General features: G+C 75.0%; 13 protein-coding genes and 1 riboswitch. Of the genes, 6 read left to right on the top strand and 7 right to left on the bottom strand.

What is annotated here, in order from left to right; all coding sequences use genetic code 11:
• Nucleotides 1-1,231 (top strand): cysteine protease StiP family protein (locus tag GV126_RS30410; protein ID WP_201299892.1); only part of this gene is annotated, 1,231 nt, incomplete at its 5' end.
• The gene (locus GV126_RS30405) at nt 1,231-2,043 is read left to right on the top strand and encodes an HAD family hydrolase (RefSeq protein WP_159672670.1); all 813 of its coding nucleotides are present in this window, start codon (nt 1,231-1,233) and stop codon (nt 2,041-2,043) included. The genes GV126_RS30410 and GV126_RS30405, both read left to right, overlap by 1 nt.
• A 77-nt stretch (nt 2,044-2,120) precedes the next feature.
• Here the strand turns inward: GV126_RS30405 and GV126_RS30400 are convergent, their stop codons facing one another.
• The 5 genes from GV126_RS30400 to GV126_RS30380 all read right to left on the bottom strand — a co-directional run bounded on the left by GV126_RS30400 (nt 2,121) and on the right by GV126_RS30380 (nt 6,767).
• A complete protein-coding gene (locus GV126_RS30400; RefSeq protein ID WP_159672668.1) occupies nt 2,121-2,345 on the bottom strand; it encodes an FmdB family zinc ribbon protein in 225 nt (74 codons plus the stop codon).
• Between the two features lie 995 nt (nt 2,346-3,340).
• Nucleotides 3,341-4,363, bottom strand: coding sequence for an endonuclease/exonuclease/phosphatase family protein (locus GV126_RS30395; RefSeq protein ID WP_159674281.1), 1,023 nt, complete (start codon nt 4,361-4,363; stop codon nt 3,341-3,343).
• A 32-nt stretch (nt 4,364-4,395) separates the two neighbouring features.
• Nucleotides 4,396-5,205, bottom strand: a complete 810-nt coding sequence (locus GV126_RS30390; protein WP_159672666.1) for an alpha/beta fold hydrolase — start codon at nt 5,203-5,205, stop codon at nt 4,396-4,398.
• A gap of 52 nt (nt 5,206-5,257) precedes the next feature.
• Complete coding sequence (locus GV126_RS30385) at nt 5,258-6,244, bottom strand: hypothetical protein (protein WP_159672664.1); 987 nt, start codon at nt 6,242-6,244, stop codon at nt 5,258-5,260.
• Between the two features lie 70 nt (nt 6,245-6,314).
• Complete coding sequence (locus tag GV126_RS30380; protein ID WP_159672662.1) at nt 6,315-6,767, bottom strand: hypothetical protein; 453 nt, start codon at nt 6,765-6,767, stop codon at nt 6,315-6,317.
• A gap of 226 nt (nt 6,768-6,993) precedes the next feature.
• On the opposite strand from GV126_RS30380, the gene GV126_RS30375 reads away from it, so the two are divergent.
• The 3 genes from GV126_RS30375 to GV126_RS30365 all read left to right on the top strand — a co-directional run bounded on the left by GV126_RS30375 (nt 6,994) and on the right by GV126_RS30365 (nt 10,198).
• Entirely contained in the window at nt 6,994-8,073 is a 1,080-nt protein-coding gene (locus GV126_RS30375; protein ID WP_159672660.1) for a serine/threonine-protein kinase, read from the top strand.
• A gap of 428 nt (nt 8,074-8,501) precedes the next feature.
• Nucleotides 8,502-9,845, top strand: a complete 1,344-nt coding sequence (locus tag GV126_RS30370; RefSeq protein WP_159672658.1) for a helix-turn-helix domain-containing protein — start codon at nt 8,502-8,504, stop codon at nt 9,843-9,845.
• Between the two features lie 62 nt (nt 9,846-9,907).
• Complete coding sequence (locus GV126_RS30365) at nt 9,908-10,198, top strand: ribosomal protein L7/L12 (RefSeq protein WP_159672656.1); 291 nt, start codon at nt 9,908-9,910, stop codon at nt 10,196-10,198.
• A 154-nt stretch (nt 10,199-10,352) separates the two neighbouring features.
• On the opposite strand, the gene GV126_RS30360 is transcribed toward GV126_RS30365, so the two are convergent.
• Nucleotides 10,353-11,129, bottom strand: a complete 777-nt coding sequence (locus GV126_RS30360; protein ID WP_159672654.1) for a hypothetical protein — start codon at nt 11,127-11,129, stop codon at nt 10,353-10,355.
• Nucleotides 11,130-11,399: 270 nt separating this feature from the next.
• The gene (nicT, locus tag GV126_RS30355; RefSeq protein ID WP_159672652.1) at nt 11,400-12,530 is read right to left on the bottom strand and encodes a Nickel transporter NicT; all 1,131 of its coding nucleotides are present in this window, start codon (nt 12,528-12,530) and stop codon (nt 11,400-11,402) included.
• A 31-nt stretch (nt 12,531-12,561) separates the two neighbouring features.
• A riboswitch (cobalamin riboswitch) is annotated at nt 12,562-12,789 on the bottom strand.
• 78 nt (nt 12,790-12,867) lie between these two features.
• Between nicT and GV126_RS30350 the strand changes: the two genes are divergently transcribed.
• Nucleotides 12,868-13,227, top strand: a complete 360-nt coding sequence (locus GV126_RS30350; RefSeq protein ID WP_159672650.1) for a metalloregulator ArsR/SmtB family transcription factor — start codon at nt 12,868-12,870, stop codon at nt 13,225-13,227.
• Nucleotides 13,228-13,443 lie beyond the last annotated feature (216 nt).

Raw genomic sequence — 13,443 nt, 5'->3', positions numbered from 1 at the left:
ATCCCGCTCCTGCCACCCCACCCGGAAGACCCCCGCCATGCTGCCCGACCCGCTGCGCGGCCCCGCGTTCTCCTCCTACGCGCCCGAGGAGGTCGGCTGGCTGCTGCAGGATCTGTCGGAGGTGACGCTGGAGGCGCCGATCGAGGAGCGCGAGGAGGCGATCCAGAACGGCGGCGCGCACTACGCGGAGTCGCTGCCGGTGGAGTATCAGCCCAGTGAGCAGTACCAGGAGCTGTTCCACAGCGCCCTGGAGTCCTCCGCGGCCCGGATCGCCCAGGCCGTCGGCGCGGTCACCGAGACGGTCCTGGCCGAGCTCCCCCACTCTCGAATGCGCTCGAGCGGGGGGACCCCCATCCCCCGCCCGGTGCTGGTCTCGCTGGCCCGGGCCGGCACCCCGGTCGGGATCCTGATGCGCCGCTGGGCCCGGTTCCGGCACGGCCTGGACCTGCCGCACTACGCGGTGTCGATCGTGCGCGGCCGGGGCATCGACGCCAACGCGCTGCGCTGGCTGGCCGCCCACCACGACCCGGCCGACGTCGTCTTCGTCGACGGCTGGACCGGCAAGGGCGCCATCACCCGGGAACTGGCCGAGGCCATCCGTGCGTTCGAACTGAGCGAGGGCGTCACCGGCTTCGACCCGGAGATCGCGGTGCTCGCCGACCCGGGCTCCTGCGTGCGCACCTACGGCACCCGGGAGGACTTCCTCATCCCCTCCGCCTGCCTGAACTCCACGGTCTCCGGGCTGGTGTCGCGGACGGTGCTGCGCGCGGACCTGGTCGGCCCGCACGACTTCCACGGCGCGAAGTTCTACCGCGACCTGGCCGGCGCCGACGTCTCGAACCTGTTCCTCGACGCCGTCTCCGCCCGCTTCCCGCAGGTGGCGGACGCCGCCGACACCACCGCCAAGGAACTGCTGTCCGCCGACCGCACCCCGACCTGGGCGGGCTGGGCGGCGGTCGAGCGGATCAGCGAGGAGTACGGCATCCACGACGTGAACCTCGTCAAGCCGGGCGTCGGCGAGACCACCCGCGTGCTGCTGCGCCGGGTGCCCTGGCGGATCCTCGCCCGCAGGGGGGCCGGCGCGGAGCTGGACCACATACGGCTGCTGGCCGCCCAGCGCGGGGTCCCGGTGGAGGAGGTGGACGACCTGCCGTACTCCTGCGTCGGGCTGATCCACCCCCGCTACACGCGCGCGGCGACCGGCGCCGACGGCCGGGCGGTGACCCGGTGATGCCGGTGCTGGTGGCGAGCGACCTGGACCGTACGCTCATCTACTCGTCCGCGGCGCTGGCGCTGACCATGCCGGACGCCCGGGCGCCGCGGCTGCTGTGCGTGGAGGTGCACGAGAGCAAGCCGCTGTCGTACCTGACGGAGACCGCCGCGCGGTTGCTCACCGAACTGGCCGACACGGCGCTGTTCGTACCGACCACGACCCGCACCCGCAAGCAGTACCTGCGCATCAATCTGCCGGGCCCCGCGCCGAAGTACGCCGTCTGCGCCAACGGCGGACATCTGCTGGTGGACGGCGTCTCCGACCCGGGCTGGCACCGCCGGGTGACCGAGCGGCTGGCCGGGGAGTGCGCGCCGCTCGCCGAGGTGCGCGAGCACCTGCTGCGCACCGCCGACCCGGTGTGGGTGCGCAAGCACCGGGTCGCGGAGGACCTGTTCGCCTATCTCGTCGTCGAGCGCGACCTGCTGCCCGAGGACTGGGTGAAGGAGCTCGGCGCGTGGGCGGAGCAGCGCGGCTGGACGGTCTCGCTGCAGGGCCGCAAGGTCTACGCCGTCCCGCAGCCGCTCACCAAGAGCGCCGCCGTCCGCGAGGTCGCCCGCCGCACCGGCGCCGACCTGGTGCTCGGCGCGGGCGACTCGCTGCTGGACGCGGACCTGCTGCTGGCCGTGGACCGCGGCTGGCGTCCCGGCCACGGCGAACTGGCCGACACCGGCTGGACGGCGCCCGGCATCAGCGCGCTGCCCGAGCGCGGAGTGCTGGCCGGGGAGCGGATCGTACGGGAGTTCCTCGAGGCCGCCCGGGCGCACCCGTAGGGCCCGCCGGGCCGGGCCGGGCCGTACCGGGCCGCTCCGGGTCCTTCCGGCGCACCGGAGCGGCCGGGAGCCGGCGGTCAGCCGCCGCAGCAACCGCCGCCGCAGCATCCGCCTCCGCCGGCACCGGACGACGGCGCGGAGGCCGGTCCGGCCGCCGAGCCGCCGACCGCGACCGTGGACAGCAGCTTGACCGTGTCGTCGTGTCCGGCGGGGCAGGTCGCCGGGGCGCCGGACTCTGCCATGGGACGGCTCAGTTCGAACGTGTCACCGCAACTGCGGCACCGGTACTCGTAACGAGGCATGAGGCCAGGTTAACGGCCGTGACCGGACCCACAGCACTGTGCGTTTCTTGTGTGTTCGTTTCTGACCCGTTCTCATGCGGAGAAAGTGAAAAGGCGGCTGATAATTTTGTGTGGCCGCGAGAGCCGCGAGGCGGCTGGGAGTGAGGGGGCTGGCGGCCGCGTCCGCGGCGGCTGTGTCGACCCGCGCGAGCAACACGGAGTGCGGAGGGAGACGCAGTCGTGACCGATTCAGGGCAGGGGGAGGGCCTTCCGGAGGAAGGCCGCCGGACCGATGGGCCCGGCGGCGCACCGGGCCGCGCCCCCGGAGCCGGTCCGCTGCCGGCGGACGAGACGATGCGCCTGAACGTCGCCGCCCTGCGCGGGCAGGACGGCTCCGCCGGACGACCCGAACACGACGGCGCGGCGCGGGACGCACACGACCGCTCGGCCGAACGGCCGCGGCCCGACGACGGCTCGGCGCGGACCGACGGCTCCGCGCGGACCGAGCGTGACCGATCCACGCAGCCGGAGCCCATACCCCCGCACCGGACCCCGCGCCGCCCCGACGAGACCATGCAGCTGAAGGTCGACGCCCTGCGCGCGCGGCACTCCGAAGCCGCGCCGCACCGCGAACCGTCGCGGCACCCCGAGACGCCGCAGCCCTCCGCGTCCCCGCAGCCCTCCGCGTCCCCCCGGTCGTCGGCCTCCCCGCTGCCTCCCGAGACCCCGCGCCGGAGCTGGACCTTGGGCTCCGGCTGCGCGGACGGCTCCGGGGCCGGGGTCGGCTCCGGAGCCGGCGTCGGGGACGGCTCCTGGGTCCGTACCTGTTCCGCACCCTCTGCCGCGGCCGTACGCCCCTTGCGTCGGCCGAACGCGTTCCGCAGGCGAGTGAGAATGCCCATGTGCGCAACCCTTCGCTGAGTTGTTCCCGTCGATCCCTGGCCAGGACGGACACGTAAGGTTAGCGGCCCCGTTGGTGATCTTGGGCAGGGGCGAGCGGCCGGGGCCGGGCTGTGTCAAGGGCGCCCGGAGGCGGTCCGGGGCACGTACAGCGTGAGGTCGACCAGCAGGGCGCGGTGGTCGGTGCCGGGCAGGCGCGGGAAGCGGGCACGGTCGGCGGCGAAGTCCGGGGAGATCAGGACGTGGTCGATCTGGGCGCCCAGCGTGGGGGTGGTGCGGGCCGGCCAGCTCGGGGTGCGGTCGGAGCCGGCGAGGCGGGCCGCGTCGTGCAGGCCGGTGTCGAGGATGCGGCGGAAGGCCGCGTGGTCCTGGGAGGCGTTGAAGTCGCCGGCCAGGATCGTCGGGGCGTGCGGGTCGGCGGCGGCGAAGGCACGCAGGCGGGCGAGTTCGCGGTGCCAGAGGGCGACCTGGCCGGGCAGCGGGGGCATGGGGTGCGCCAGTTGCAGCCGTACGGGGTGGCCGCGCACGTCGGCGACCGCACCGGGCATGCCCATGGTGCCGTGGACGCCGTCGGTGCCCCGCAGGGCGTATCTGCTGAGGACGAGGGAGCCCCGCGAGCCGGACTCGGCGACCGCCTGCCGGTACGGGTAGTCGCCGCCGAGGTCGTGGAGCAGCGTCGTACGGCAGGTCTCCTCGCATTCCTCGACGAAGACGACGGCGGGCCGTTCGCGGCGCACGAGCGGGACAAGGGCCGGGGCGGCGCGGCCGAACTCGACGTTCGAGGTGAGGACCCGCAGCCCGGCGACGGGGGTCCCGGAGGGCTGGGCGTCCTTGCCGTACGGCTCGATGAACCACGCCAGCAGACCGAGGAGCGCCACGCCCCACACGGCGCCGGGCCACCAGCGGCCGCGCAGGGTGAGGGCCAGGCCCAGGCCGGTGGGGACGAGCAGCCACGGCAGGAAGGCGAGCAGCTGGGGCACGGGCGTGATGCCGTCGGTGTCGGCGAGCCGGCAGCCGACGACCGCGCTCACCCCGGCGAACAGCAGCCCGGCGCACCGGGCCGCGCCGCGCCGGCGCGGCCGGCGGGCGGCGTCGCCGGCCGGCCCGGCGCCTGGCTCGTCGGCCGGCTCGTCGTCCAGTTCGTCCCGGGGCGCGGCCACGGCTGAGGAGCCTACGAGGCCCCGTCGAGCCGCGCCAGGAACTCGGCGAGAACCCGGTTGAACTCGTCGGGGCGTTCCAGGTTGGGCATGTGGGCCGCGCCCCGGACGACGCGGAGGGTGGAGTCGGGGAGCGCGGCGTGCAGCGCCTCGGCGTCCGCGACCGGGGTGTAGGTGTCCTCCTCGCCCACGACGACGAGGGCCGGCACCGTCACCCGGGTCAGCAGCTCGCGGTAGTCGGGGCGTTCGGCCCGGCCGCGCAGGGCCGCCGCGGCGCCCTCGGGCGCGGTGGCCGTCATCATGCGGTGGACGTGCGCCTTGACCTGGGGGTCGGCGTGGGGGGAGACCATCTTCTCCAGCACCTCGTCGGCGTATCCGCGCATGCCCTCGCGCAGCAGGCGGTCCGCCATCGCGCGGCGGGTCCGCCTGCCCTCGTCCGTCTCCGGCGCGGCGAAGGTGTCGGCGAGGACCAGACCGCGGATGCGCTCCGGGAACTGCCGGTAGCACTCCATCACGATCTGTCCGCCCATCGACAGCCCGCCCAGGACGAACGTCTCCACCTTCAGCTCGTCCAGCAGCTCCGCGAGGTCCTCGGCGAACCGCGAGAGCGGGGTGATGCCGGGCACCACCGGGGAGGCTCCGTAGCCGCGCAGGTCCGGCGTGACCACCCGGCGGCCGGGGGCGAACGCCGCCACCTGCGGGGCCCACATGGTCCGGTCGAAGGGGTGGCCGTGGACCAGGACCAGGGGCAGGGGCGAGGAGGGCGCGGGCGAGGACGGCAGGCTGTCGGGGCCTTTGTCCTCGTATGCGAGGAGGGGTGCCATGGCAGTGACAGTAGGCGGGCCCAACTCCCGTGCGCAATCAGGAAAACCGAGGTCAGGCCTGCACCTGTGTGGGCTCCTGGGACTGGGCCGGAGCGGGCGCCGCGGCCCCGCGCCGCCGCCGTCCCAGGCGCAGCCGCAGCCGCAGGCGCGGACGCGAGCGGGAACGCGGGCCCGGTGGGCGGGGACGGCCGGCGCGGCGGCGGACGAGCCAGGTCAGGGCGGCCGCGGTCAGGCCCAGCCCCATCAGCAGCCAGGAGGTGGTGCGCAGGGTGGCGGTCAGGGCGTCGTAGACGGCGCCCGCGGCCGGCGGGGAGACGTCGTCGGGCAGACCGGCCAGCGTCAGGCTGCGGCCCACGGCGAGCGCGAGCGCGAGCAGCGCGCCGCCCAGGGCGGTGCCGAGCGCGGTGGCGGTCATCGCGCGCCGGCGGCGGGCGGCCAGCGCGATCCCGGCGACGGCGAACACGACGGCCCCGACCGGCAGCCAGAAGCCGGCGACCTCCAGCACGTGGAACCCCTTCCGCAGCCGGCCCAGGTCCTGGGCGGGGACCAGGGCGACCTCGGTGTGCTGGACCGGGATGCGGTTGGCCAGCGGCACGTTGTCCTGGGTCAGGCGGGCCTTGACGTGCGCGGTGACGGGGGCCAGGTCCACGGTGACCGGCCGGTCGCCGGTACCGTCGTCCGCCCGCAGGGCGCGCAGCACGGCGTCGTGGGCGACCCGGTTGCCCTCGGTCCAGGCCGTGCGGAAGGCGGCGGTCTGGGTGAAGGACCGCACCGCGTCGTGCACGAACGGCGCCACGGTCGCGGACAGCACCCGGGCGTCCGTGCCGGGCCGGATCTGGTCCACGATCCCGTCTCCGACGGTGTCGGCGATGGCCTCGCGCACGTCCGGGTCGGTGGCCAGCGGTGCCATCGCGGTGACGTACCGGCCGGTGTCGGCGAGCCCGTACGCCGCCCAGGCCGACAGCGCGCCCAGGGGCACGAGCAGGCACGAGAGAGCGATCAGTGCGGCCGCCAGGCCGCTGCGCAGGCGTCGGGACACCCTTCCAGCGAAGCCCGCCGACGCGGGCCCCGCGAGCGGGGCCCGGACATTCGGGTGACCGCGGTGCCGGTCAGCGCAGGCGGTGTCCCTCGGCGTCCTCGTGCGTGTACACCCAGTAGAAGCAGATCAGGCCGACGGCCACCCCGAAGGCCAGGGACAGGCCGACGGTCAGCAGGACCGACCTGCCCGACTGGTTGTACAGGAAGCCCAGGGCCGCGCCGGAGAAGAGGAACCACACGAAAGCGTGCAGTTCGCGCGGCAGCCGCGGGGCCAGTGTCAGCACGCTCGCCAGGAGCACCGTGAACACGATCGCGGTGACGAAGCCGAACACCAGGTTCCAGGCGGTGATCGGCCCGCCCGAGCGGCGGTTGGCCGCGGCCCAGTAGCCGTAGACCAGCCCGATGGCGAAGGGCACCGCCCACCGTCCGATCGCGTGCGCGTGCGGGCTGAACAGGTCGGGCCTGCCCTGGTTCCGGCCGGAGGTCAGAGCGCGGCGGCCGGGTGTGGGTGCCACCTGAGCCATGAGGCACTCCTCTCTGTCGTCGCCCCCGCTTCCAGGGCACACCGGCCCCGCACCCCTGGCAAGTCGGGCGGAGACGGGCCCCCGCGCGGCTCTTGTCTCCGGTCCGGCCCCGGTCTTGTCCACGGTCCGGCCCGGTCTTGTCTCCGGTCCGGCCCCCGGCCGCGCGCCGCCAGCGGTTACGGTGCTGACGTACGCGACCGACGACCGGATCACCGACGGGGGGACCATGCCCGGAACCGTGCTGCTGCTCGCGGCCTCGCCCGTCGGCAGGGGACGCCTGGTGGACGCCGCGTCCGTGCTGCCGGTGCTGGCCGCGGTCGAGCCCTCCGTACTGGCCGGGACACAGAGCGCGAGCGTCGTGGAACTCGCCGACCCGCTGGACCCGCAGGCCGTGCTCACCCGGCTGCGGGCCGCCGCCGCGGCCCCGGGCCCGCTGACCGTGTTCGTCACCGGCCAGCTCGCCGTGGACCGCCGCCAGCACCTGCTGCACCTCGCCCTGGCCCGCACCACGCCGGCCACCGTCCGCTACACCGCCCTGCCCTGGCACTGGCTGCGCGACGAGCTGCGGCTGCGCCCGGACGGCACCACCACGCTCGTCGCGGACCTGTACGCGGACGCGGACAGCTGGCAGCAGGTGGGCCGGCGTCCGCCGGAGGCGGGTCCCACGGTCGCCGTGTACGGCAGGATCGCACCGCCGCCCGCCCGGCGCGCGGTGGCGGTCCCGGCGTACATGAAGGCGGTGGCGACGATCCTGCGCAGCGGGCACCGGCCGCCGCTGGAGGAACTGCACGAGCAGGCGCTCGCCCGGCTCGCCGCGGAGCAGCAGGCGAGCGGCGCCGCGGAGGGGCCGGGCGTCGTCCTGGCGAGCCGCCGCCCGCCGGCCGGAGACCCGCACGCCGCCCTCGCCGCCTGGGTGGCCTCCGGGCGGCACGGCGACGCCGACGCGTTCGCCGCCCGCTGGGAGCAGGCCGCCGTACGGGAACACGGCGCGGCCTCCGAGGAGGCGCTGCACTGGAGCGAGGTCCGGGCCGACCTGGCGATGATGGCCGGTGACGCCGTCCGCAGCTGCCGTGCCTGGCTGACGGTCGCCGCCACCCGCCTGGCCATGGGCCAGAGCGCCGACGCCCCACAGGTGGAGGCCGCCGTCGACCGGGCCCACCACCAGTGGGGCCGCATCGCCGACCCGGCGAGCGCCCGTGAACTCGGGCCGCTGCTGGCGGAGTTGCGGGCAAGGGTGCCCGGGCGGCGGCACGGCGCCCTGGACCACGTACGCCGCCAGCTGCGGCAGCTGCAGACCCAGAACTGACCGGCGGCACCGCCGTGGGCCGGCGTCCGCCGGAGGCGGGCCGCGTCGCGCCGGGCGCCGCTCAGCGGTCCTGGGCGGTGACCTGTTCGACGGGCTCGGGGGCGGTGGTCCCGGAGGGGCCCGCGTTGGCCGCCCCGACCAGCGCGGCCACGGCGATCACGGCCGCCGCGAGCCCTCTGACGTGACGCGCACGGAGGCGAGCGGGGCGCGCGGCAGGGCGTCCGAGCACGGCAACCGACCTCGCAGCGACAGGAAGAGCGACAGTGACGGATTAAGCGGGTTTAACGCGCTCTCCAACCTAGGGGTTGAGCGGCCCAACGAAAAGAGGTAGAGGGTGAGTTGAGTGCCGATGGGCGCAACGTCCCGGCAGCGGAAGCGAGATCGGTGACAGGCTTCGCGCCACGTGCGCCGACTGGCATGATGACCGCATGGTGAAGCGGGACGACCCGGAGACCATCGGGCGCCGGGTGCAGCGGCTGCGCCGCGAACGGGGCCTCACCCAGCGACAGGTGGCAGAGCCCGCCTACACCCCCGCCTACGTCTCCACCCTGGAGGCCGGCCGCGTCCGCCCCTCCGACGAGGCGCTGCGGCACCTCGCGGCACGTCTCGGCGTCGGCTTCGACGAACTCGCCACCGGCCGCCCCGCCCACCTCGCCACCGACCTCAGGCTGCGCCTGACCGAGGCGCAGCGCACGCTGGCCTGCGGCGACGCCGACGAGGCCGCCGCGCAGTACGCCGGGCTGCTGGCGGAGGCCGAACGCCTCGACCTCGCCGACGTGCGGGCCGCCGCCCTGCTCGGCCTCGGCGAGTGCGCCCTGGACACCGGCGACATCGTCCGTGGCCGGGAGTACTTCGAACGCTGCGAACAGGTCCTGGCCGACGCGCCGCTGCCCGCCCGCGTCCCCGCCCTGCGCGGCCGGGCGGTCGCCCACTACCTCGCCGGCGAGCTGCGGTACGCCGTCTACCTGCTGGAATCCACCCTCGACGAGCTGAACCGCGGCGGGCTGCACGACCCCGACGCCCTGCTCCTGCTGTACGCCGCCGTCATCGGCCCCTACATGGACCTGGGCGCGCACGCGCGGGCCGCGCAGGCCGCCGAGTTCGCCCTCGCGCTCGCCCCGCAGGCCGGCGACCCGGCGCTGGTGGCCCGCATGCACCGCTCCGTCGCCCGCACCCTGCTCGCCGAGGGCCGCCTCGCCGAGGCGGACGCCTCGCTCGCCAAGGCCGCCGAGCTGTACCGCCAGCTGCACCTGCGCACCGAACTGGCCAACTGCCACTGGATGCGCGGCTACGTCTGCGCGCAGAACGGCGAACTGGAGCGGGCCGAGGAGGAGTTGCGGGCGGCGCAGGACATGCTCAGCGCCCGCCGGGCCGCCCTCTACACCAGTCAGGTCGTGGTCGAGCTGGCCGACGTGCTGCACCGGCGCGGCAGGTCCGAGGAGGCCGCCGCCCTGCTGCGGCAGGTCCTCGGCGAGCTGTCCTCCGAGCGCGGCGCCGTGCACGCCGCCGCCGCGCACCGGCTGCTCGGCATCATCGCCGAGGACGCCGACGACACGGAGGCCGCCGAGGAGCACTACGTCCGCGCGCTGAGCCTGCTGGAGCGGGCGGGCGCGGCCGGCGACCTGGCCGACCTGTGCCGTCTCCTGGGTGATCTGCTGCGCCGCACCGGCCGGGTGGAGGCGGCCCTGGACGCCTACCGCACGGGCCTGGGCCACCGCACCGCGCCGGGCACCACCACGCTGGGCCCGGCCCCTGCGCCACCACCGCTGTGAGGCGGCGAAGCATGAGCAGCAGCTGAGGCTTTCTAGGTTCCCCGGCCTCTACGGTGGGTGTCATGGACACCTTTGCCGAGGTCGCCGTGGCCCTGGCCGCGGTCGCCGTACTCGCCCAACAGCTCGTCGGTGACGCCCGGTCGGCCCGTACCGGGCGCCGCCTGGCCCGGATCGAGTGCAAACTCGACCTGGTCCTGGACCACCTGGGGCTGCGCGAGGACGAGCCGGAACTGCGGGAGGCGGCCGAACTGGCCCGCACCGGACGGAAGATCGAAGCGATCAAGCTCTACCGGGAGGCGACCGGCGCCGGCCTGAAGGAGGCCAAGGACGCCGTGGACCGCATGGCCGCCTGAAGCCCGTACGGGCCGTGTTCCCGTCCGTACGGGTCGGCCGTTCATGCCCGTACGGGCGAGTGGTTCATGCCCGTACGGGCCGGTCGTTCACGCCCGTACGGGCCTGCCCTTCACCCGCGGGAGGGCCGCCTTTCCGCCCGTACGGGCCGGTCGTTCACGCGCGGGCGTGGAAGCCGTCGTGGACCTTGTCCAGCCGGCCCACGGCCTGCTGGACCGCGCGCGTGACGATGCCCGGCACGAGCGTGCCCTCGGCGCCGGTGCTGACCGTGATCGCGTCGGTGCCGACCCGCACGGCGGCCACGTCCAGGGTGAGCGTGGGCGGGTCCTCGTAGTCCGTCGGGCCGGTGAAGATGACCCGCAGGCCCTGGCGGGCGTCCCCGACCTCGGGCAGGGCCACCTCCCGCACCTGCACGCTCTGCACGCCGTGCCGCGGCGTCCGCGCCGAGAAACGGGCACACTCGTCCGGCATCGTGCGCAGCCACTCCAGCGCGCGGTCCACGTTCGCCGGGCGGGGGGAGAGGACGCGCTGCCGCAGCTGCGCCGCGCCGTCCACGTCGTCGTAGCCGGTCACCGCCTGCGTCCCGTGCGGTTCGCCGAGGGGTTCGTCGCTGTAGAGGGCGTCGAGCAGGCGCTGGCAGGCGGGGGGGTCGGCTTGCGCCTTGAGCACCCCGCCGTGCCAGGTCGCGGCACCCTGCGTGGGCTGCCACGGCCGTCCCATGTCGGCCTCGGTGAGCAGCGCGGCCTCCGCCTGCAGGGCGGTGAGCACCTTGGGCGCCGGGGAGGCGGGGACGGCCGGCCGGCTGGCCGCGGCGGCGGAGGCGGACGCGTCGGCGGCCGGGCCGGACCCGCCGAAGCCGCACGCGGTCGCGGACGCCAGCAGGGCCGCGCAGACGGCGGCGAGCAGGGCACGGGCGGCCGGGGGACGGGGCATGGGCGGGTGCCTCCCAACGTACGGACGGTGGACCTGTCGATGACGAGGATCCGAGGTCCGGGCGCCGGACCGCCGGGAGCGCGCCGGTGTCCCCCACCGCGTCACCCGCCCGCCGGGTCCGCCACCGGGCCGGGGCCGCGCGGGTGCGGGCCGGGCGGGTGACACGGCATCGGCCCGGTGGCCCGGCGGTCGCCGCGACCGGGCCGCAGCGACCAAGCCGCCGCGCCCGGGCCGCGCCGGTCCAGCCGATGCCGTTCGGTCGGTGTCCGCTCAGTTGGTGTCCGCCGGGCGGGCCGCCCACCGCTGCTCCACCTTGGCCACCTTCCAGTACGCCAGCGCCAGCGCCCACACCACCACGAACAGGCCGACGATGACGTAGCCGACGTGGTCGAGGTCGAGGCCGGCGATCCAGCCGGTGACGCGGTCGCGCAAGGCGAGCTTGTCGTGCAGGACGCCGACCAGCTCGATCGTGCCGATCAGGAAGGCGACCGCGATGGACAGACCGGTGATGGTCAGGTTGTAGAACACCTTGCGGACGGGGTTGGAGAACGCCCACTGGTAGGCGAAGTTCATGAACGTGCCGTCCAGCGTGTCGAACAGGCTCATGCCGGCCGCGAAGAGCAGCGGCAGGCACAGGATGGCGTACCAGGGCAGGCCCGCCGCCGCGCCCGAGCCCGCCATCACCATCAGCGTGACCTCGGTGGCGGTGTCGAAGCCGAGCCCGAAGAGGAAGCCGAGCGGGTACATCTGGCCGGGGCGCGAGACGGACTTCGTCAGGCGGCCCAGGACGCGGTTCATGAAGCCGCGCGCGTCCAGGTGGGCCTCCAGCGCCCGCTCGTCGTACGTCCCCGCGCGCATCGCCCGGAAGACCTTCAGGATGCCCGCCAGCGCGACGAGGTTGAGAGCGGCGATGAGGTACAGGAAGGTCCCCGAGACGGTGGTGCCCACCACGCCGAGCGCCTGGTGGGTGCGCGAGTCGTCGTTCATCAGCGTGCCCGCCAGCTGGGTGCCGCCCGCCACCAGCGCGGCCATGGCCACCACCACGCTGGAGTGGCCCAGCGCGAACCAGAAGCCCACCGACACCGGGCGCTTGCCGTCGGCCATCAGCTTGCGGGTGGTGTTGTCGATGGCGGCGATGTGGTCGGCGTCGAAGGCGTGCCGCATGCCGAGGGTGTAGGCGGTGACGCCGAGGCCGATGCCGAACGCCTTGGTGCCGACCTGGTAGTGCTCGGGGACGACGAGCAGGAACAGGATGCCGAAGGCGACGACGTGCAGGGCGGCGATCACCGCCAGCAGCCCCGCCGTCCTCAGGGTGTCCTCCCGCCGCCAGCGGAACGCGGCGGGGGGTTTGTCGTGGGCCCGCGGGTCGGGCGTCGTGCGGGCAGGGTCGGGCAGGGTCATCCGGTCATCACGCTCCAGCACCTCGTGGATCACTTCGTGAGCTGCCGTGGCCGGTCTCCTGGCTTGGGGGGTACCACCCTGCTCGAGCGAAGCCGAGAGCTTGGGGGAGGGTGGTGCGTCCGGGCCCGCCTTCCCGGCCGCCTACGGCGGCCAGTGGCTGTCCCGTACCGGGACGTGGGCCTGAACTCCCCGATCACAGTGGCGAGGGCCGCGCCGGTCTCGCACCGGCTTCCCGAACACCACGGCCTGCCCACCGTAGGGGTGCGAGGGCTCTGCTGCATAGCTGCACAACTGCGCAGGTATCGAAGATCACACAGGGTCCTGCGAGGATGGCGGCATGCATCTCGTGCCTGCCGACCGAGCGGACCGTCGCACCATCGACGGACACCGGGTGTGCGAGGCGATCGCCGCCATCGGCGATGCGGGCCGCGTACGCACCTGGGCCGACCGCTTCTCCCTGCTCGCCGACGCCAACCGGCTCGCGCTGCTGCTCGCCCTGCACCGCACCGGACCGCTGGCCGTCTCCGACCTGGCGATCGCCACGGGCATGAACGACCCCGCCGTCTCCCAGGCCCTGCGGCTGCTGCGCGCGGCCGGGGTCGTGGAGGGGCAGAAGGAGGGGCGCGTGGTGCGCTACCGGGTGGTGGACCGGGACGTACGGGGCCTGCTGGAGCACTGCGCGGCGGACGCCGGCTGACGCGCGCCGGCGTGACGCACGTCGGCGGGTGCGCGCCGGTCGATGCGCGCCGGGTGACACGCCCCCGCCGACGTACGCCGGCCGACGCGTGCCCCCGGTGCGTCCGCCCGGCGGTGTTCATATTTCCGGCCAACTGGACAGAGTTCTCTTTGTTGCCGCAACGCACCGAAGAGGAGACCGCGTGACCGACCGGACCCCCGCGCACCACTCCCGCCC

Source organism: Streptomyces mexicanus (assembly GCF_902506575.1).
Classification (GTDB): domain Bacteria; phylum Actinomycetota; class Actinomycetes; order Streptomycetales; family Streptomycetaceae; genus Streptomyces; species Streptomyces mexicanus.
This window is presented reverse-complemented; position numbering and strand designations above follow the sequence as displayed.

Coding starts and splice junctions, on each gene's coding strand:
- GV126_RS30405 (WP_159672670.1), top strand. CDS start 1,231: ATGCCGGTGCTGGTGGCGAGCGACCTGGACCGTACGCTCATCTACTCG.
- GV126_RS30400 (WP_159672668.1), bottom strand. CDS start 2,345: ATGCCTCGTTACGAGTACCGGTGCCGCAGTTGCGGTGACACGTTCGAA.
- GV126_RS30390 (WP_159672666.1), bottom strand. CDS start 5,205: ATGGCACCCCTCCTCGCATACGAGGACAAAGGCCCCGACAGCCTGCCG.
- GV126_RS30380 (WP_159672662.1), bottom strand. CDS start 6,767: ATGGCTCAGGTGGCACCCACACCCGGCCGCCGCGCTCTGACCTCCGGC.
- GV126_RS30375 (WP_159672660.1), top strand. CDS start 6,994: ATGCCCGGAACCGTGCTGCTGCTCGCGGCCTCGCCCGTCGGCAGGGGA.
- GV126_RS30370 (WP_159672658.1), top strand. CDS start 8,502: ATGGTGAAGCGGGACGACCCGGAGACCATCGGGCGCCGGGTGCAGCGG.
- GV126_RS30365 (WP_159672656.1), top strand. CDS start 9,908: ATGGACACCTTTGCCGAGGTCGCCGTGGCCCTGGCCGCGGTCGCCGTA.
- GV126_RS30360 (WP_159672654.1), bottom strand. CDS start 11,129: ATGCCCCGTCCCCCGGCCGCCCGTGCCCTGCTCGCCGCCGTCTGCGCG.
- nicT (WP_159672652.1), bottom strand. CDS start 12,530: ATGACCCTGCCCGACCCTGCCCGCACGACGCCCGACCCGCGGGCCCAC.
- GV126_RS30350 (WP_159672650.1), top strand. CDS start 12,868: ATGCATCTCGTGCCTGCCGACCGAGCGGACCGTCGCACCATCGACGGA.